The organism is Nocardia sp. CNS-044 (assembly GCF_059570515.1).
Genome location: NZ_JCANSX010000008.1, coordinates 628,915 through 649,556 on the forward strand (window position 1 = coordinate 628,915; position 20,642 = coordinate 649,556).

Below are 20,642 nucleotides of genomic sequence, written 5' to 3' on the forward strand. Positions count from 1 at the left end.
CGCGACGAGCGACGATCAGCTCATTCGGCGCCGGGGGATCCAATGCGAATGTCGTGCTCGAGGAGTATGTGGATCAGCGGCCCGCCACCCGGTGGTACGGCGATCAAGTCGTGCCCGTGTCGGCCAGGGACACCGAGCGCCTCACCGAATACGTTGCCGCACTGGACCGTTTCCTCTCCACCCGGCAACCGAACCTGGCCGACCTGGCGTACACCATGCAGGTCGGCAGGCTGACGGGCACCGCACGGACCGCGTTCACAGCCCGCGATCTCGACGAGCTCCGCGCGGCGGTCCGCGCCTGGGTCGAGGACGCGCCCGGCGCACGCGGTATGGCGCGTGCGGCCGCGGACGACCGCGTCGCGGGCTGGCTAAACGGCCGCGAGATCGATTGGGAGACCGTGCGCGAGAACGGACCCCATCGCCGCATCCCCCTGCCGACCTACCCGTTCGCCCGCGAACGCTACTGGATCCCCGACGTAGCGGCCGCAGACGAGGGCTCGGCCGCGGTCCTGGAAACGGGCACCCCTCGCGAGCGACAGCGCGCACTGGCGCCCGTGTGGCAGCCCGCGGAACCCGACCGCGGTGATGTACGCGACCGTCGGCCATTGGTCCTGTACGACGCCGAGACACCCGCATCCCTGGTCGAGACGCTCATGGCGACGTTCGGCGATCCGCAGCGTCTGATCCGGGTCACCGATGCCCCACACGGCGATGGCCTCGCCCGCGCCGACTTCGCCGCGGGCGCCCAGCTCGGCCGTGCACTGGTGGCGCGATACCCGGACACCGACAGCGTGATCGATCTCTGCGACCTCGTCCCGCTGCCTTCGGGCCACCGGCCGACGACGGATCTCGGCCGAATGGGCTTGTACCAGGCAGTGATCGACGCCCGAGCGGGCGCCCTGATCCTGCTGCACATGGCAGCGGGGCACCCGGGCATCGACGGTCCGGAGTGCACGCCGCTCGCCGGATTGGTCGCGGCCCTCGCCGACGAGATCGGTGACGTGCACACCCGAACTGTGCATCTGGTGGACCACCGTGCCACTGTCTGCGCGGATCCGAAGTCGCTGATCGAGATCCTGGGTGCGGAATGCGCCTCCGTCGGTGATGGTGCTCCGCGCGTGCGGTACCTGGCGGGGCGGCGCGAGACCATCGGGCTCGAATCGGTGACGCCGCGCCCCGGACTCGTCGTGGATCCCGCACGCACCTATGTCGTGACCGGCGGAACCCGCGGCTTGGGCGCGGAGTTCGCGGCCATGCTCGTAGAACGCGGAGCCCGGCGGCTGGTCGTCCTCGGACGGGAGCCGCTGCCGCCCGAATCCGAATGGTCTCGGCTGGCCGGCACCGACGGCCCGCAGGCGGAAAAAGCGCGGCGGCTGGCCGCGCTGCGCGACCGAGGCGTCGCGATACGCACCTATTTCGGCAGCCTCACCGACGAGGCGGCACTGGCCCGATTCTTCGCGGAGGTCCGGCGCGAGCTGGGCCCGATCGGCGGGGTATTGCATTGCGCGGGAAGTGTTTCCGCGGAGAGTCCCGCGTTCGTCCGCAAGACCGCGCCTGCGGTCGCGGACGTACTGGCGCCGAAGATCTCCGGAACGGAGGTGCTGGCGGAGGTGCTCGCCGTGGATCGGCCGGACTTCTTCGTGCTGTTCTCCTCGGTCTCGGCCGTCCTGCCCGGCCTCGCGGTCGGGTTGTCGGACTATGCCATGGCCAACGCACACCTGGACCGGTTCGCCGAGGCCCAGCACGCCAAGGGAAGGACATGGTTCCGTTCGATCCAGTGGCCGTCCTTCCGCGGCACCGGGTTCGGTGAGGTGACGACGTCGGCGTACCGGTCGACCGGGCTGCCGACGATGACGGCCGCGGCGGGTTTCGATCTCCTCGACGGCATCCTCGGCGTGGCCGACACACCGGTCGTGTTGCCCTATCACGGTGCACCACTGCAACTCTCGCTCCACCCGTCGAAGCCCGCCGTGGCGTCGACATCGGCCGCGGCCCCGCCTGCCGTCGACGCCGCTCCACGCGGCGGGCGGGGCCGGGCATATCAAGACTTGCTGGAAATCTTCTCCGACGAGCTGAAGCTGGCTCCCGCCCGCTTCGAGGGGCACAAGCGCTTCGAGGAGTACGGCGCGGACTCCGTGCTCATCGCCTCCGCGGTACGCCGCATCGAAAAGGTGACCGGACAGCCCTTCGACCCCGCACTGGTGCTGGAGTACCCGACACTGGACGCACTGGCCGACTTGCTGACCGAACAGCATCCGGAACTGTTCGCCGCGACATCGCATTCGAATCCGACCGCACCCCAGGCTGCTCGAGGTCCAGCGCGCACAGTCGGCCATGCCGCGACCAATGGCGACGGCGCGCACCGCACCGGCGGGCTTCCGGCATCGGAACAGGGGCGCGGTGGATCGGTGGCACCGATCGCCGTCGTCGGCATCGGCTGCCGCTTGCCGGGCGGGGACGACCCGAACGCGTTCTGGCGCATGCTCGCCACCGGCGAATCCGGCATCCGCGAGGTCGATCCGGCGCGCTGGGATCCGGCGAGGTACTACCGCCCGACCGGTGGTCAGGGACTGACCAATAGCAAGTGGGGCGGCTTCGTCGACGGCGTCGATCTGTTCGACCCCGAGTTCTTCGGGATCAGTGACGAGCTCGCCTGGCAAATGGATCCCTTGCAGCGGTTGCTACTGGAAGCGTCCGTCCTGGCGACCGCGGATGCCGGATATCGCCGCGACGAACTCGCGGGCCGCCGGATCGGGGTGTACGCGGGCAGCCGCACGGCCAACTACTTCAACCGCATCCCGGTCGCCGACCGGCACACTATCGTCGGCATCGGGCAGAACTTCATCGCCGCCCGCATCTCCGACTACTTCGATTGGCACGCGGGCAATCTCATACTGGACAGCGCCTGCTCGTCGTCGCTGGTATCGGTGCACCTGGCCTGTCAGGCGCTGCGCGCGGGCGAACTCGACGCGGCACTGGCGGGTGGTGTCGAGGTGCTGTTGGACGAGACGCCGTTCCTGACGCTGGCCGCGGCAGGCGTGCTGTCCCCGAACGGTCGTTGCGCCACCTTCTCCGAGCACGCCGACGGTTTCGTGCCGGGCGAGGGCGCGGCACTGCTGCTGCTCAAGCGACTCGACGACGCGGTCCGCGATGGGGACCGGATCTACGCGGTGCTGCGCGGCTCGGCGATCGGCAACGACGGGCACACGATGGGCATCACCACCCCCAATATGCACGCGCAGATCGAGGTCATCACCGCCGCCCTCGACGCGGCGGGCATGTCGCCCGACGCACTGAGCTACGTCGAAGCACATGGCACCGGCACCATGATCGGTGATCCGATCGAACTGAAGGCCTTGGCGACCGTGCTCGGCGACCGTTCCCGCGGTCCGGAGCCGTGCGCGGTCGGCAGTGTGAAAACCAATATCGGCCATCTGCTTTCGGCCGCCGGGATCGCCGGTGCGGTGAAAACGATTCTCGCGGTGCACCATGGCGCGCTGCCGCCTTCGCTGCATTGCGAGAACCTCAACCCGCGTTTCGCGTTCACCGGGTCACCGCTGTACATCAACCGCGAGCTGCGCCCGTGGCGCAGCGCCGACGGCAGGCCCCGTGCCGCGGGCGTCAGCTCGTTCGGGTTCGGCGGCACCAACGCACACCTGATCGTCGAAGAGGCCCCTGCGGCGCACCGTCCGGTGCGTAACCCGTTGTCGCCTCCCGTCTTCCGCAAGAGGAGCTTCATGCTGCCGAAAACGGTTCCGAGCAGATCGACCGATCCCGGGTCCCGGATCGTGCTTCCTTCGGCGCCCACGACGCCCGCGCCGACCACGTCCTTTCTGCGTGTGGAGCCGCTGGTATGAGTGGGATCGAGCTGAACAGTTTTGCCACCACCGTCCTCGCGGACGATCCCGTGGTGCGCGACCATCGGGTGCACGGCGTGCGGATCCTGCCCGGCGTGGTGTATCTCGACATGATTATGCGTGCCGCGATGGCGGCCGGCCACGCACCGGCGGACCTGGTGATCCGGGAGGCGTTCTTCCATCGGCCGGTCGCGTTGGACACCGGCGGCGCGGTCCGCGTCGCGTTCCGGGTGGAGGCGAGCAGCGGTCGCGTTCGCATCGATGTGCAGCGGCTCGACTCGGGCGTGCCGACCGGTCCCATCGAGCTGGTCGCCGAATGCGTCGTCGCGCATCCTGATTCATTCTCCGATCCGGAACCCGCGGAGCCGGGTGCGCTCCGGGCCGCGCTGGTCGCGGCCCGCGGCCTGGACGAGATGTATCGGCAGAGCGGTAGTCGTGGCATCGCGCATCGCGATTTCATGCGCGCCGCAGGCGTTTTCGGTCGCCACGAGGAGGTGGTGACCGCGGAGTTGACGCTCGGTGCGGAAGGGGCGGCGTCCCTGCCCGGATTCCTGCTGCATCCGACGTTCTTGGACGCGTCGACGATCGTGCCCTTCGTCGATCCGCGTCGACTGGGCATCGATGACGACAGCGCGTTCATTCCGATCCACTTCAGCGAGGTAAGGGCGTGGCGCCCGACGCCGGAGCGGGTGTTCGTGCGTGCCGCGGTCCGCGGCCACGCACAGGATCTGTTGCGGGCGGATGTGCAGCTGTACGACGAGGCCGGCCGCGCGATCGCGGAATACCGGCTGACCTCCAAACGCGTTCGAGGCAGCGCGGATATCCATCGGTTGCTGACCGAGTCCGACGCGGCACAGCCGACGGCGACGATGTCACCGGTCGCGGCTTCGACCGGTCCGATCGGACCGGCACCGGCCCACACCGAATCCGCGCCGAGCCATCGGGCGGATACGCGGGATCCGCTCGCGGTGATCACCGCGGACCTGGCGGCGCTCGTCGCCGCCGAGATGGCCGTCGACTCCACCGGCATCGCGACCGACGTGGGTTTCTATGAACTCGGACTCGATTCGAGCCGACTACTGCGGTTGACCTCGGAGTTGGAGGCGCGGGTCGGTGAACCGCTCTACCCGACTCTGCTGTTCGAGTACCAGACCATCGATGCGCTCGCGGGGCATCTGGCCGACACCGTCGGCTCGCGATACCGTGCGGCCACGACGGAGCCGGTGGCAGTGCAACCGACCGAACCGCATCGCGACAGCCTGATCACCTTCGGATTCGAGTGGCAGCCTGCGGATTCGCCACATCCGCGGCGGGAACCCGGCAGCCTGCTCGTCTTCGACACCGCGGACCAGCCGTATCGGCACCGGGGACGGGCAACGGTCATCCGGGTCCGGCCCGGTGATGACTTCGTCTCCGGTACCTCCGAATTCGTTGTCGATCCCGCCGACCCACAACACCTGCGGTCACTGCTCACCGAGCTGTCCACCCGACGCCTCTCCTTCGACGCGGCGGTGTACCTGTGGAGCGAACGCCTCGCCGGAGCCGAGATCGACCCGCACCGGATCACGGAGCAGGTGTACCTCCCGCTGCGCGAGTTGGTGCGGGCCATGGCGGATGCGCCGGACGCACCTGTGCACCGTGTACTGGCCCTTTCGGCAGCGTCCACCCCGGGAACACTCAGCAGCGCACTGATCGGTGGATTCGCGCGCACCGTCCGGCTCGAGCTGCCCCGGCCGATTGTCCGGGCCGTACTGTGTGATACGGCAGCCGATTTCGACGCCGTGATCGCTACCGAGCTCGCCATAGATCACGACCCGGCGACCGAGATCCGCTACCGCGCGGGCCGCCGCGAGGTCCGGACGCCACGCGAAATCTCCGTCGCCGCGACGGGAACGACCGCCCCACAGCTCGAACAACGCCTGGTGGCGATGGTGACCGGCGGCTTCGGTGGCATCGGCAAACAGCTCGCCCGCAGGCTCGCCCGCGAGTACCGAGCCAGGCTGGTATTGGTATCGCGCGGTCCGCTCGACGAGTCGGGGGCAAGGCTGCTCGCCGAGATCACCGGCCTCGGCGGCGAAGCCGTTCACGTACGGGCCGACATCTCCGACGCCGCCGACGTCGAGCGCGCCGTTGCGATCGCACGCGCTACCTTCGGACGTATCGACGCGGTGTACCACGGCGCCGGAGAGTTGCGCGACGGTTTGGTCGCCAGCACCCCCGGTGCCGCGGCGAGATCCGTTCTTGCGCCGAAACTCTGCGGTGCCGAGTGGCTGATCAGGGCTGTCCCGGAGGCTCGCCTGATGATGCTGTTCTCGTCGGTCTCCGCAGTCCTGGGCAATCCGGGCCAAGCGGATTACGCGGCGGCGAATCGGTATCTCGATGCCTTCGCCGAACTGCACGATCACACCGCGGGATCACCCCGGGTGATCAGCATCAATTGGCCGCTGTGGGCCGAGGGCGGGATGCGCCCGCCCACCGAGCAGATCGAGGCGCTGCGCCGGGCCGGAATCGGCTTGCTGCCCACCGACATCGGACTCGATCTGCTGATGTCGTCCGCGTCGGCCGATCGCGCCCAAGTGGCCTGTGTCTGGGGCGACGCGGACACCGTGCGTGCACGACTGCGTACGGATCAGACAACCCCCGCGGCGAGACCGACCGAGGAACCCTCGGGGAATTCCGGCACACCCGCCGACCCCGTACCGCAGCGTAGCCGAGCAGAGGACGAAACCACCCTCGCCATCGTCGGTTTCAGCGGCCGCTACCCGGATGCCGACACCCTCGACGAGTTCTGGCGCAACCTGCGCGACGGACACGACGCGGTCGGACCCGTTCCGGCGCAACGGTGGTGGCTCACCGCCACCGAGCACTCGGCGGGCGCCCCGCCGATGACGGGTGGATTCCTGCGGGATGTGGCCGGTTTCGATCCGCAGTTCTTTCGAATTCCGCCCGCACACGCCCCGCTCATGGATCCGCAGGAGCGGCTGTTCCTCCAGCAGGCGTACGCGGCGCTCGAACACGCGGGCTACCACCACGAGGATCCCGCCGTCCGGGATCGGCGGGTCGGCGTGTTCGTCGGCGCGACCTGGAGCGACTACCGGCTGCTCGGCGTGGAAGCCACGCGTCACGGCGATCCGGTCGCGGTGGCATCGATTCCGTCGTCCATTGCCAACCGGACGTCGTACTCTCTCGGCCTGCGCGGGCCGAGCCTCACCGTGGACACGGCGTGTTCGGCGTCCCTCACCGCGCTGCATCTGGCCCGGCGCAGTCTGCTGGACGGCGAGTGCGACGCGGCGATCGTCGGCGGTGTGAACCTGCTGCTGCACCAGGACAAGTTTCTGCTGCTGAGCAGTTTGGGAATGGTGTCGGACACCGGAAGGTGCAGGCCGTTCGGCGCGGGGGCCGACGGTTACGTGCCCGGCGAAGGGGTTGGCGCGGTCTATCTCAAACCGCTGCGCACCGCCCTCGCCGACGGCGACACCATCCACGGCTTGGTGCTGGGCAGCGCGGTGAATCACGGGGGGCAGACCGCCGGGTACAGCGTGCCTCATCCCGGGGCGCAGGCCGAGGTGATCACCGAGGCGCTACGCGCGGCCGGAGTCGAACCCGGGACGATCGGCTACCTCGAGGCGCACGGCACCGGCACCGCCCTCGGCGATCCGATCGAAATCGCTGGCTTGGCAACGGTATTCGGGGACGCAGGCGGCGATGGGCGGCAGCGTGCGCTCGGCTCGACGAAATCGAATATCGGACATCTGGAGGCGGCCGCGGGTATCGCGGGCCTCACCAGGGTGCTGCTGCAATTCCGGCACGGCCGCATCGCGCCGACCTTGCATGCGGCACAGCTCAATCCCGCGGTCGCGTTCGACACGGTGCCGTTCCATCTGCCGCAGCAGCTCGAAGACTGGCCGCGCGCCACCGTCGACGGCATCGCGGCGCCGCGTCGTGCGGGGATCAGCGCATTCGGCGCGGGCGGTGCGAATGCGCATGTGGTGCTCGCGGAGTTCATCGACCAGCGGGCGCGGCCCGCGGCGACGGGCGAACCGGAGGTCTTCGTTCTTTCGGCGCGGTCGGCCGGTCAGCTCCGGCGCTATGCCGAGACGATGGCGCGGCATTTCCGCGCGCTGGATCCCGCCGATTTCGCCGATGCGGTGCGCACGCTGCAGGTCGGCAGGCCCGCGCTCGGGTATCGGCTCGCGGTTGTCGCCACCAGCCCCCATGCGGTGGCAACCGCGCTCGGGCAATACCACGGCGACCAGGCGAGCCCCGTGGTGACCGGAGCGCCGGGCGCTTCCACGCGGTCGGCGGAACTCGGGTCGGCGACGTCCCCCGAACAGGTGGCACGACAGTGGGTCGCGGGAGCCGCGATCGACTGGACCGAACCAGCCCGACGGATACCGCTGCCCGGCTACCCATTCGAGCAACGGGAGTACTGGATCATCGCGCCACCGAAGTCGGGATTCGACGCGGCGGTGGCACGATTCGAGTCCACCCCGCGCCAGGGCGGGATCGTCGAGCCCGGACAAACGGAGCTGGGGCGCTATGCGGCGATGCGACTGTTCGGCGTACTGACCGACCTCGGGCTTACGGCGGGGGAGTGGTCGGTCGAATCGGTGCGCGGTCGAATCGGTGCGCTGCCACGCTTCCGGCGACTGCTCGCCAGCTGCCTCGACATCCTGCTCCGGCACGGATTGGTGCGGGGCGAGGGCGACGCCATCGTGGTTACCGGGCCACCACCGGGAACGACGTGGATGCGCGCGGACCTGCTCGCCCGATTCCCCCAGACCGAACCGTATGTGACGCTGGTCGACGCCTGCCTGGCCGCCTACCCACGGGTGCTGCGCGGCGAGCTGGCGGCGACCGAGGTGCTGTTCCCGCGCGGCGAACTCGATTTGGTCGGTGCGATCTACCGGGGGAACGCGGCCTATGACTTCACCAACGGCCTGCTCGCCGATCTGGTGGCGGCCCTCGCGCAGGAGCGGACCGGCAATGCCGCGCCGCTGCGGGTGGTGGAGGTCGGCGCGGGCACCGGCGGCTCGACGCACGCCGTGGTATCCGCACTCGTCGCCTCCGGTGCGTCGTTCGAATACCACTACACCGATGTGTCGCAGAGCTTCGTCGCGCACGGCAGGCGCACCTTCGCCGACCGAGCCGGAATGCGTTTCGGGGTGCTGGATATCGAGGCCGATCCGGTGACGCAGGGGTTCCCGGTCGAGAGCGCCGACCTCGTGGTGTGCGCCAACGTCTTACACGCGGTGCGGGCGATCGGACCCGCACTGCATCATGTCCGCCGTCTGCTCGCGCCGTCGGGTGTGCTGGCGTTCATCGAGGCGACCACCGATCTCGAGGTGCTCGCGCTGACCTTCGGATTGCTCGACGGCTGGCACGGGTATCGGGATCCCGAACTGCGAATCGCGCACTCGCCGTTGCTTTCCGAGGACCAGTGGCGTGTCGCACTGGCCAACGCGGGCTACACCGGCGTGCGGGCTTGGGGTCCCGGGCTGTCCGCCGACACGGAGCCGAGTTTCCGCCTGCTGGCGGGGGTGAGCGACTCCGTGCCCGCGCTCGTGGCCGACCTGCCGCAGCAGGATGCGGTTGGCATGGCGACCCCGTCCGCCTCGCCCGATCACGTGGACGCGGTGGATGTTTCGCGCCTCGAGGCCGAGGTCACCGGCATGGTCGCGGAGGGGCTGGGGGTATCGGGCGCCGAAGTGCACCCGGAGCTGCCGCTGTCCGAATACGGCGTCGACTCGATTCTCGCGGTCAAGATCATCGACCGGGTCAATGCCCGCTACGGGTTGTCACTGCGGCCGACGGTGGTCTTCGATCACCCGTCGGTGCGGCAACTGAGCCGCCGGATCGCCGACGAGGGCGCGATCGCCGCCGCGGCACCCACCGACGCGCCATCAGCAGCCACCTCGGCGCCCGGCACCGCCACACCGGCCGGCACGGCAGCATCCGTCCGCCCCGCGATCGCATCGTTGATCCCTTCTAAAAGGACGGCGACGCAGTCGACGGATATCGCTGTCATCGGAATGTCGGGCCGGTTCCCCGGCGCCGCGAATCTCGACGAATTCTGGCGAAACCTCGCCGAGGGACGGGACGCGGTGACCGAGGTGCCGCCGTCGCGGTGGCCGATCGCCGACCATTTCCGGCCGGGACCGGTGACGCCCGGCAGGACCTACTCGAAATGGGGCGGATTCCTTGACGATATCGACCGCTTCGATCCGACGTTCTTCGATATGGTGCCCGCCGAGGCCGACTATATGGACCCGCAGCAGCGGTTGTTCCTCGAACACAGCTGGCTGGCGCTGGAAGACGCGGCGATCGATGCGAAATCTCTGCGACGCAGCCGGTGTGGTGTATTCGCGGGCTCGCCCGGATCCGACTACGCGACGCTGCTGCGCAACCGCGCCGGGTTCGGCTCGCACCATATGTTCACCGGGAACAGCCCGGCCATCCTGCCCGCCAGAGTGGCCTACCACCTCGATCTCACCGGACCGTGTCTCGGGCTGGACACCGCCTGCTCGTCGGCGTTGGTCGCGGTGCACCAGGCCTGCCGCAGCCTCGCCACCGGTGAATCCGAGCTCGCGCTGGCGGGTGGGGTTGCCGTCTTCGTGACGCCCGAGTACCACCTGCTGGCCTCGTCGATGGGGATGCTGTCGCCACACGGCCGCTGCGCGAGCTTCGACGCGGCCGCGGACGGGTTCGTGATCGCCGAAGGCGTCGGCGTGGTGGTATTGAAGCCGCTGGCCGCGGCCGAACGAGACGGCGACCCGATCCGGGGGGTGATCCGCGGCATCGGTGTGAACCACGACGGTCGCACCAACGGCATCACCGCGCCGAGCACACGCTCCCAAGCCGAGCTGGAACTCGACGTCTATCGGACCAACGGTATCGATCCGTCGAGTATCGGATACATCGAAACACACGGCACCGGAACACGATTGGGCGACCCGATCGAGGTGGCGGCGCTCACGTCGGCCTTCCGCCACTACACCGACACGGTGGGCACCATCCCGATCGGCTCGGTGAAGTCGAATATCGGTCACGCCTCGCACGCGGCCGGGATGGCGAGCCTGTTCAAGGTGCTGTTGGCCATGCGTGCCGGGCAGATTCCACCCTCATTGCACATCGAGTCGGTGAATCCGCTACTGGATCTCGCGAATTCGCCGTTCTTCGTCAATAGCGACCTGCGTGCGTGGCCTGACGCGCCGCGCCGCGCCGCCGTGAGTTCCTTCGGATTCAGCGGCACCAATGCCCATCTCGTCGTAGACGACTACTCGTTGGTTCGGGCACCGCATCGGTACACCCGAAGCCATGGACCGCAAGTGGTGGTGCTCTCGGCTCGCACGGCGGGCAGCCTCAGCCGCGCGGCGCGGGCATTGCGCAGGCATCTGGCCGCTCATCCGGAGGTCATGCTCCCGGATATCGCGCGTACCTTGGCCTTCGGCCGAGCCCACTTCGAGCACCGCCTCGCGATCGTCGCGGATTCTGTCGACGGCCTCGCCGCTCGGCTGGCCGACTTCGTCGAAGGCGACACTCCGGCAGGTGTTTTCACCGGGCTGATCCACGACACCGCCGTGCCGGAACATTCCGCGACGGTGCTCGCTGATCCGATCGAGACCGCGCGGCGATGGGTCGCGGGAGAGCGAGTCGAATTCACCGGCTGGTCGGCGGAATTCGCACAGCGGGTACACCTACCGGGATACCAGTTCGAGCGAGAACGGTGCTGGGTGCCCGAGGGTGCCGCTCCCGAGATCACCGCCGCGGCGACGACAGTCGCCGAACCGGTACTTCGACCCACACCTGCGCCGCGGTCGGCGCCCGTCGCCGAAGCGGGCAGTTCACGGTCCGCCGACGAGACTCCCCTCGGGCAGATCGCGGAGGAGTATCTGAAGGGCCTGCTCGCCGCGTACTGCCGACTGGATGCGGACCGGATTCGCACACGTATTCCGTTGCAGGACTACGGGATCGATTCGGTACTCATCAGCAGGATGAACGATCGACTGGAGACGGACTTCGGCGCACTGCCGAGCACCCTGTTCTTCGAGTACCAAACCGTCCGGGATCTCGCGGGCTACCTCGCCGAGGAGCACCCGGAACGGCTGGTGGCACTGCACACCGAGGCCACCCGGCCGTCCACGCCCGATGCTCCGGCCTCCGCCACCGCACCGGCGGACCCCACCCCGACGGTCGCCGTCGACAGCCCGGCCGCTCGCCCCGCACCCGACCGGGACGACGACATCGCCGTCATCGGTATGGCGGGCCGGTTCCCGATGGCGCAGGATATCGAAGAATTCTGGGCCAACCTGGTTTCCGGCCGCGACTGCATCATCGAGGTGCCGCCGGACCGCTGGGACCACCGCGCCTTCCACTCCGACGACCCCGACGAGCCCGGCGCCACCTATGCGCGCTGGGGCGGCTTCATCGATGACGTCGACAAGTTCGACGCCCGGTTCTTCGGTATCACCCCGAAGGATGCCGAGGAGATGGACCCGCAGCAGCGGCTGTTTCTCGAAACATCCTGGGCTGCTCTGGAAGACGCGGGATACACGCCGGACCGGGTGCGGGCGGGCGCGCGGGCGCGCGGACTGGTCGACGCCGGTGTCTTCGCCGGTGTCGGGTACGCCGAGTACCAAGCCTTTGTCGGTGTGCCGATCTCCGGCTATTTCGCCATCCCCAACCGGGTTTCGTATCACCTCGGTTTCAGCGGCCCGAGCCTGGCGGTGGACACGGCCTGCTCGGCCTCGCTGACCGCCCTGCATCTCGCGTGCGAGAGTCTGCGCCGCGGTGAATCCGCCTATGCCCTCGCGGGCGGCGTGAATGTGTCGATTCACCCCGGGAAGTACTTGTTGCTCGGCTACGGACGATGGGCCTCCACCGATGGCCGCTGCCGCTCGTTCGGCGCAGGCGGTGACGGCTACGTGCCGGGCGAGGGCGTGGTCACCCTGGTGCTCAAGCCTTTACGACATGCCCGCGCCGATGGGGACCGGGTCTACGGCGTGATCCGGGGCAGCGCCGTCAACCACGGCGGCCGCACCAACGGGTTCACGGTGCCGAATCCGACGGCACAGGCCGATCTCATCGGCCGTGCCCTGACAACGGCCGGGGTGGATGCCCGCGACATCGGCTACGTCGAGGCACACGGCACCGGTACCGCACTGGGTGATCCGATCGAGATAGCGGCGCTGACCAGGGCCTACCGCCGGTCTACGGCGGAGCGGGGCTACTGCGGCATCGGCTCGGCGAAATCGAGTGTCGGGCACATGGAGGCGGCCGCGGGCGCGGCGGGCGTGGTGAAAGCGCTGCTGCAACTGCGGCACGACACGATGGCGCCGAACCTGCACAGCGACCCGTCGAACCCGGCGATCGACTTCGGGGCGACCCCGTTCCGGATCATCGACACACCCACCGCGTGGCCGCGGCCCGACGACGGCACACCGCGAATCACCGCTGTCAGCTCGTTCGGCGCGGGCGGGTCCAATGCCCATGTGATTCTCACCGACGCCGGCCAGCTCCCACCGTCGGAGGCGGATGACCAGCCGCGGCTTGTGATGCTGTCGGCGCGCGACGCCGATCGCCTGACCGAGGCGGTCGGCCGATTGGCTCGGCAGCTGCGGGAGAACCCGCTGCCGCTCGCGGATGTGGCCTGGACACTGGCCGTCGGCCGGGTGTCGTTCGAGCATCGGCTCGCCGTGGTGGCCACCTCGACCGCGCAACTGGTCGAGCTGCTGGAGAGTGCGGCCGATCCCGCCGCGCGCGTGCCCGCGGCGGGGCTGCTGGTGTTCCGAGGCGTGGCCCGCACCCATCGCGAGCTCGACGAGCTACCCGGTGAATCCGAGGCGGACCGGACCGAGATGCGCGGCTTGCTGCGCTCCGGCAACCTGCCGCGCGCGGCCGAATTGTGGGCCGGCGGGTGGACCGTGGAGTGGGAACGGGTTTACGAGCGCCCCTTCGGTCGCATTGTCAGCCTGCCCACCTACGCCTTCGCGCGGCGCAGGCATTGGATCGTGCCCGAGGATTACCGACGCCGCACCGAGCCCACCGCTCGCGACTTCTCGCAGGTCGATCGAAACGACACCGGGACTTCGCAACTTGTCGCCAAGACGGTCGTCGCGCAGAGTCCGGAGCTGACCGGTTCCGGTCCGCGTAATGGCCACCGGCCGAATGGTGCGACCGCGCAGAGTATCTCGGAGGCGGGCGAGGCGAACACCACCGAAACCAGGGACGGCGACGGCGCCATGGTGGCCGCTGTCCCGATCGCGGACGAGCCGGAACCCGCTGCGCCCGCGGAATCCGACGACGAGCTGCGCGCCCTACTGCGGGAGCAGATCCGCGATATCTTCGCCGATCTCACCAAGACGGATCCGGCGGAACTCGAGCTGGACGCGGATTTCGTCGACTTCGGCTTCGACTCCGTGGCCACGGTGCGGATGCTGAACCGGCTCATGAAGCTGCACGAGGTCAAGATTCCGGCGGAGTCGATCGAGCTGTACCCGACTATCAGCTCGCTCGCCGACTACCTCGTCGCCGAAGGGATCATCGCGGCCGCGACCCCGTCGATCGGCGCGCCGCAGGGCACGGCCGACGCGCGCGCGGTCGATGTGCAGGACGACATCCCCGTCGTCACCATGGAGGCCCCGATCGCGGTGGAATCGGTCTTCATCACCGGCGTCACCGGTGTGCTCGGCGGCAAGGTGCTGCACGATCTGCTGGCGCACACCGACGTTCGGGTGACCTGCCTGGTGCGTGGCACCTCCTTGGCCGGGGCCGAGAAACGGATCAAGCACTTCCTTGCCACCTACGACCCGGAGGGCGCCCTCGACGCCGCCTTCGCGGCCAGGGTCACGCCACTGCTCGGTGACGTATCGAAGGACCGGTTCGGCCTGGACGAGACGACCTGGGCCAGAATCGCGCAAGAGGTCGATCTGACCATTCACGCCGCGGGCCGGACCACGCTCGTCACCTTCTACGACGCACTGGCCCCGATCAACGTCGAAGGCACCAGGCGCGCTATCGATTTCGCGCTCCAGTCCCGGGGCAGGTATCTCGTGTACGTCTCCAGCTTCAGTGCACTGGGTGACCGGCTCAACTTCAACAACCCGCCGTTCACCGAGCGCGACCTCGAATTGGGCCAGGGCTACGACCATCTGCCGTATCAGCAGACGAAGTACGAGTCCGAGAAACTCATCAGGGCCGCGAGCGAGCGTGGCCTGCTGTGGGACATCGTGCGTCCGGGAAACATCATGGGGGACAGCGTCACCGGGCGGTACCCATTCTCGGAGGTGAGCGTCAAGGGCGCCTACTACGACATCCTCAAGACGATGATCGAGAGCGGCGAGACCATGCTGACGCCGGTGTACTGGGACATCTCCCCGGTCGACTATGTCAGCGCGGCGATCGTGCACATCGCGTTGCGCAGACCGACCTATCGGGAGACCTACCACCTGACCAACCCGGATATCCGGCGCTACTACGACGTCGTGCGCAACGTCCAACAGGCGGGGTACCACGTAGATCTCGTGCCGCTCGAGGAATTTCATCGCCGGGTCACCGAACGGGAGATCTATCGCCGGGGCACCGACGAGGTCTACGACAGCCAGACCCTGGAGATGTTCAAGTACGGCATCGAGCTCTTCGGCTACATCCACTACGAGGAGAGCTCCTACGCCGATTGCGCGTATACCCGGCGGGTGCTCGGCGCGGCGGGCATCGACTGTCCGCCGATCGAGCAACTGGTTCAGGTGTATTTGGCCCACTGTGCGGAGGTCGGCTACATCCCGGCGCCGAAGGCGGCCGAATCGACCGTCGAGGCGGCGCGATGAGAGACATATGTTCGGCGTTCGTCTCGCCAACGAGTCCGCGGAGGTAGTGCGATGAATGCCGAATGCACCCTCGTCTTTCCTGGTCAAGGCGCGCAGCGGGTCGGGATGGGCGCCGACTTCTGCGCCGAATTCCCAATCGCGCGTGCGGCTTTCGATGAAGCCGCCGAGGCGCTGGGGGAGGACCTGCTGCGGATCTGCGTCGAACGGGATCAGCGGCTGCATCGCACGGAGTACACCCAGCCGTGCGTGCTCACCATGGAGATCGCGGTGCACCGGGTACTGACGGCCGAATGCGGCGTGCGCCCGGTCGCATTCGGTGGGCACAGCCTCGGCGAGTACAGCGCGTTGGTCGCGGCCGGTGTCGTCGGGCTCGCCGACGGGGTCCGGTTGGTGCGGGCCCGCGGTGCGCTCATGCAGCGGGCGGTGCCGGAGGGTCGTGGTTCGATGGCCGCGCTGATCCTGCCCGACATCGCCTCGCACGGAGTGGCCGAACTCGTCGCGGGCGTCGGCGCCGAGGTCGCCAACGACAATTCACCGGAGCAACTCGTCATCAGCGGCGCCACCGAGGCCGTCGCGGCCGCCAGAGTGCTACTCGCCGAGCGTCTTCCGGAGCTGCGGTTCGTTCCGCTGCGGGTGAGTGCGCCCTTCCACTCCCGGTTGATGCGGTCGATCGAATCGGAGTTCGCCGGGTACGTGGCCGACTGTGCGCCGCGGCTGCGCGCGGACCGTGCGGCCGCGGTGACCTCGAACTTCACCGGCGAGTTCCACCGGCCCGAGACACTCACCGACAATCTCGTCCGCCAGATCAGCGCGCCGGTCCGGTGGCAGGACAATATGCGGGCGCTCGGTCGCACCGGAACGGCGATCGTCGAGATCGGCCCTTCGGCGCCCCTGTCGAAGTTCTTCGAGTCGGTCGGGGTCGAGGTTTCGCGACTGGTGACAGTCGGTGATCTCGCACTGTTCCGGTCCGAGCCACCGCATCTGGCTGCTCGCATGGAGCCGACCCCGGCACGAACGCCCGACGCTCCGCCCGCGCCGCCGGTGGCGAGCATGCCGACCACGCCGGGCGTGCGGCCCGCACCACCTGAACGGCCCGTCCTGCCAGCCACATTCACCGGAGGCGACACCGTGGATCGGTTGGTGCTGCACCAGCGGCAGGCCGCGCCCCCGCTGTTGCGCCTGTTCTGCTGGCCGTTCGCGGGCGGCAAGGCCGCGGCTTACACGCAGTGGCGTACCCGGTTGCCCGATTGGGTGGAGTTGTGCGCCGTCGAATTGCCCGCCAGACACCGGCATCTCGGGCAGACACCGATGCGCGGGTTCGGGGAATTGGTGGATGCCGCGGTGGCGCAGGTGGTTCCGCTCACCGACTTGCCGTTCGCCTTCTTCGGCCACAGCCTCGGAGCGTTGACCGCCTTCGAGGTCGCGCGTCGACTCCCCGCCGGGGTCGCTCCGGAGGTGTTGTTCCTCGCCGCGTCGGTGGCGCCGCACCTTCCGCGGCCGGGACGTCTGTCGAGCTTGTCGGATGATCAATTCCTCTCCGCGGTAGGGCATTACGGCGGGATCCCGCCCGAGGTCATGGATACCCCGGAGGTGATGGCACTGTTCCTGCCCGCATTGCGGAGCGACTTCGAGATCTTCGACGACTACCGGTTCGTTCCGCACCCACCGCCCGCCTGTCCGGTCCACCTCTACGGCGGACGCGACGATCGGCAGGTGGCGGCCACGCAACTCGAGGCGTGGCGCGATGTGCTGCCCGGGATTCGCTCCACCGAGCTGCTGCCCGGCGGCCACTTCTTCCTCGTCGACCAGCGCGACGCGCTGGTCGACTCCATCGCGGACAAGCTGCGCGCCGTCCGTCCCAACGCGGTACCCGCCTGATGAAGGGATCATTCCATGAAGGTCGAAGTCCTCACTCCGTCCTGCAATCTCGACACGGTCCGCGACGGCCGCGGTGGCATCTTCACCTGGGTGCCACCGGAACCACTGCTGGAGTTCAACCTGATCTACATGCATCCGGGCAAGGTGCGCGGCCTGCACTATCACCCGCACTTCGTCGAGTACCTGCTGTTCGTCGAGGGCAATGGTGTGCTGGTCACCAAGGACGACCACGAGGATCCGAACTGCCCCGAGGAATTCATCCACGTGTCCAAAGGGATCTGCACGCGCACGCCGATCGGCGTGATGCACACGGTGTACTCGATCACGCCGCTGACGTTCATCGCGATGTTGACCAAGCCGTGGGACGAGTGCGATCCGCCGATCGTCCAGGTGGCGCCGCTGCCACACACTCTGGAGGGCAAGGGGTGATGTCCCGGCTGAGGGTGGCCGTCGTCGGCGCCGCCGGCTATGTGGGCGCGGTGCTGGTCGAGGCATTCGGCAGGCATCGCGACTACGAGGTGGTGCCCGTGGTCCGCGCGAATCACGAGCGGCTGCGCACCGCGGGCGGCTACGACGTGCTGGTCAATGCCGCGTGCCCGTCGAAACGCTTTTGGGCAGAACATAATCCGGCAGCCGACCGGGACCGGACCGTCACCGGGACCGAGCGGCTGCGCGATGAGTGGACGTGGGACAGGTTCGTCCAGATCAGCAGCATCTCGGCCCGGACCCAGCTCGACACCGTGTACGGCCGCAATCGCGCCGCCGCCGAGCAGTTGTGTACCGGCGCAGACACTTTCATCGTCCGGCTCGGCCCGATGTACGGCGGCGACTACCGCAAGGGTGTGCTGGCGGATATGGCGGCCGATCGTCCGGTCTTCGCCAGCGGGCGATCCCGGCAGAGCTTCGCCCCCGTGGAGTGGTGCGCCGAATGGATCGCCGGCCACGCGAACGGCACCGGTCTGCGCGAGGTGGGCGCGCGAACCGCCGTGACGCTGGCCGAGGTGCGGGACGCGGTGGGGTCGCGGTCGGAGTTCGCCAAGGACTACGTCGACGACCAATTCCCGGCCACCGCCACCGAGTCCGATTGGCCGGACGCGGCGGCGGTGATCGACTGGCTTTCGAGGAGGCGGATCAATGGCGGGCAGGCGAACTGATGCGATGCTTGCTCGGCCGGAGGTACTTCTCCGCACACAGCACGAGCAGGAATCGGACACTGGTCGCCACGTCGCGGGTGCGCATCTTCGACGCACCCGCCGTGCGGTTGAGCACGTGAATCGGTATCTGCTGGATACGGAAACCGTTGGCGTTCATGATGTAGAGGCTTTCGAAGAAGAACGAGTATCCGGTGGACCGCACGCGGTCGAAAGCGCTGACCGGAACGGTGCCGAGCCGGTAGTATCGGAAAGCACCCGTGGCATCGTAGGGCATCCGCAACAGTGTCACTGTGAGGAAATGCCCGACCCGGGTGAGGATCTTACGGAAGGGAGTCCAGTCGGCCAGGCTGTCCTCTTTGAGATACCGCGATCCGATCACGATGTCGAAACCGGCCGCGGCGGCGCGCAGGGCCGGCAGATACGACGGCGGATGCGCGAAATCCGAATCCATCGTGATGATGTCGTCGTAACCCTCGGAATAGGCCCATCGAATGCCGGCTTGGTGTGCGGAGCCGACACCCTGACGACCCGGCCTGTGCAGCACGTGAATGCGCGGGGCGTTCTCCTCGGCCAGCTCTTCCAGCAGCTCACCGGTGCCGTCGGGGGAGTTGTCGTCGACGAAGAGCACATCGAAATCGGTGCCCTGGTCAAGTATTCGAGCGAGCAACGGCCCGACGTTGCGACGCTCGTTGTACGTCGGAATTATTATCAGAGTTCTCACGGAGGCCGTACTCATGCGACCAAATTTTAGTACGTTCGGCGACCGAAATATAGGTATTGCCCGTGATTTCGAGAACCGCTAGTCTCTGGTTGGAGGTTTGATGAGGAAAGCTTTGATAACCGGCATCACCGGCCAGGACGGGTCATATCTGACCGAATTCCTGTTGCAGCAAGGGTATGAGGTTCACGGAATAGTCAGGCGTGCCTCGAATTTCAATACCGATCGTATCGACCACCTTTATTCCGAAAGGCATTCGCAACGTCGGTTGTTTCTCCACTACGGCGACCTCATGGATTCCAGCAGTCTCAACCGGATTCTGGAGGGCGTCCGGCCGAGCGAGATCTACAACCTCGGTGCGCAGTCGCATGTGCACATCTCTTTCCAGATACCGGAATTCACCGCGGAGACCAATGCGATCGGCACCCTGCGGATCCTGGACGCGATCCGCAAGACCGGCATCGCGACCAAGTTCTATCAGGCGTCGTCGTCGGAGTTGTACGGCGGCTTGCACGATGTCGCACTCAGCGAGGACACGCCGTTCCATCCGCGCTCGCCGTATGCGGTCGCGAAGCTCTACGCGTACTGGATCACCGTGAACCATCGTGAGGCCTACGGGATGTACACGGTCAACGGGACCTTGTTCAACCATGAATCCCCGAGGCGCGGAGAGGTGTTCGTTACCAGGAAGGTGACTCGCGGTGCGGTGCGGATCGCCCAGGGGAAACAGGATCGGCTCTTCGTCGGCAACCTGGACGCCCGACGGGACTGGGGTTATGCCAAGGAGTACGTCGAGGCGATGTGGCTGATGCTCCAGCAGCCGGAGCCCGACGACTACGTCATCGCGACCGGGGAAACACACAGTGTGCGGGAGCTGTGCGAAGTGGCGTTCTCGGCGACCGGTGTCGAATTGATCTGGGAGGGAACAGGACTCGACGAGAAGGGGATCGACCGGCGCACCTCGCGGGTGCTCGTCGAAGTGGATCCCACCTACTTCCGGCCCGCCGAGGTACACCACTTGACCGGCGATCCACGCAAGGCCAAGGAGAAGCTCGGGTGGGAGCCGAAGACGAGTTTCGCGGAGTTGGTGCAGTTGATGGTCGCCCACGATTGGGAGAACGCGTGACGGAAGAGATTGAACACGGCATGAGAGGTCAGGCCCGGAGGAGGCAGCGTGCGTAACCACGCAGGGCCCCGATCATGCCGAATC

General features: G+C 67.9%; 7 protein-coding genes (1 of these 7 running past the window's edge). 6 read left to right on the forward strand and 1 reads right to left on the reverse strand.

Translation table 11 applies throughout. The features are described from left to right. The 5 genes in view from T333_RS22005 to T333_RS22025 are tightly spaced (at most 51 nt apart) and all read left to right on the forward strand, a layout consistent with a single transcriptional unit that may run on beyond the window. Positions 1-3,857 carry the end of an SDR family NAD(P)-dependent oxidoreductase gene (locus T333_RS22005; protein ID WP_496425676.1) on the forward strand. 17,692 nt of this gene lie to the left of the window's left edge, so the window shows 3,857 of its 21,549 coding nt (coding positions 17,693-21,549); its start codon lies beyond the left edge, outside the window; its stop codon occupies positions 3,855-3,857. Beyond that, complete coding sequence (locus tag T333_RS22010) at positions 3,854-15,682, forward strand: SDR family NAD(P)-dependent oxidoreductase (protein ID WP_496425677.1); 11,829 nt, start codon at positions 3,854-3,856, stop codon at positions 15,680-15,682. Before T333_RS22005 ends, T333_RS22010 begins: the two co-directional genes overlap by 4 nt. 51 nt (positions 15,683-15,733) lie before the next feature. Next, positions 15,734-17,560 carry a thioesterase domain-containing protein gene (locus T333_RS22015; RefSeq protein WP_357249565.1) on the forward strand — a complete coding sequence of 609 codons (1,827 nt, stop codon included), beginning with the start codon at positions 15,734-15,736 and terminating at the stop codon, positions 17,558-17,560. A gap of 15 nt (positions 17,561-17,575) precedes the next feature. Next, positions 17,576-17,989 carry a cupin domain-containing protein gene (locus T333_RS22020; RefSeq protein WP_355002774.1) on the forward strand — a complete coding sequence of 138 codons (414 nt, stop codon included), beginning with the start codon at positions 17,576-17,578 and terminating at the stop codon, positions 17,987-17,989. Then, positions 17,989-18,714: an NAD-dependent epimerase/dehydratase family protein gene (locus T333_RS22025; protein ID WP_496425678.1), complete on the forward strand. Its 726-nt coding sequence runs from the start codon at positions 17,989-17,991 to the stop codon at positions 18,712-18,714. Before T333_RS22020 ends, T333_RS22025 begins: the two co-directional genes overlap by 1 nt. Here T333_RS22025 and T333_RS22030 read toward each other — a convergent pair. Beyond that, on the reverse strand, positions 18,692-19,450 hold the full coding sequence (locus T333_RS22030; RefSeq protein WP_355002772.1) for a glycosyltransferase: 759 nt from the start codon (positions 19,448-19,450) through the stop codon (positions 18,692-18,694). The two genes, T333_RS22025 and T333_RS22030, sit on opposite strands and share 23 nt — an antisense overlap. Positions 19,451-19,535: 85 nt before the next feature. Here T333_RS22030 and gmd point away from each other — a divergent pair, with 85 nt between their 5' ends. Then, the gene (gene gmd / locus T333_RS22035; RefSeq protein WP_141811310.1) at positions 19,536-20,558 is read left to right on the forward strand and encodes a GDP-mannose 4,6-dehydratase; all 1,023 of its coding nucleotides are present in this window, start codon (positions 19,536-19,538) and stop codon (positions 20,556-20,558) included. The last annotated feature ends 84 nt before the right edge of the window (positions 20,559-20,642 follow it).

What these genes read in the sequence shown, in the direction of transcription:
- T333_RS22010 (WP_496425677.1), top strand. Translation starts at nt 3,854, where the DNA reads ATGAGTGGGATCGAGCTGAACAGTTTTGCCACCACCGTCCTCGCGGAC.
- T333_RS22015 (WP_357249565.1), top strand. Translation starts at nt 15,734, where the DNA reads ATGAATGCCGAATGCACCCTCGTCTTTCCTGGTCAAGGCGCGCAGCGG.
- T333_RS22020 (WP_355002774.1), top strand. Translation starts at nt 17,576, where the DNA reads ATGAAGGTCGAAGTCCTCACTCCGTCCTGCAATCTCGACACGGTCCGC.
- T333_RS22025 (WP_496425678.1), top strand. Translation starts at nt 17,989, where the DNA reads ATGTCCCGGCTGAGGGTGGCCGTCGTCGGCGCCGCCGGCTATGTGGGC.
- T333_RS22030 (WP_355002772.1), bottom strand. Translation starts at nt 19,450, where the DNA reads ATGAGTACGGCCTCCGTGAGAACTCTGATAATAATTCCGACGTACAAC.
- gmd (WP_141811310.1), top strand. Translation starts at nt 19,536, where the DNA reads ATGAGGAAAGCTTTGATAACCGGCATCACCGGCCAGGACGGGTCATAT.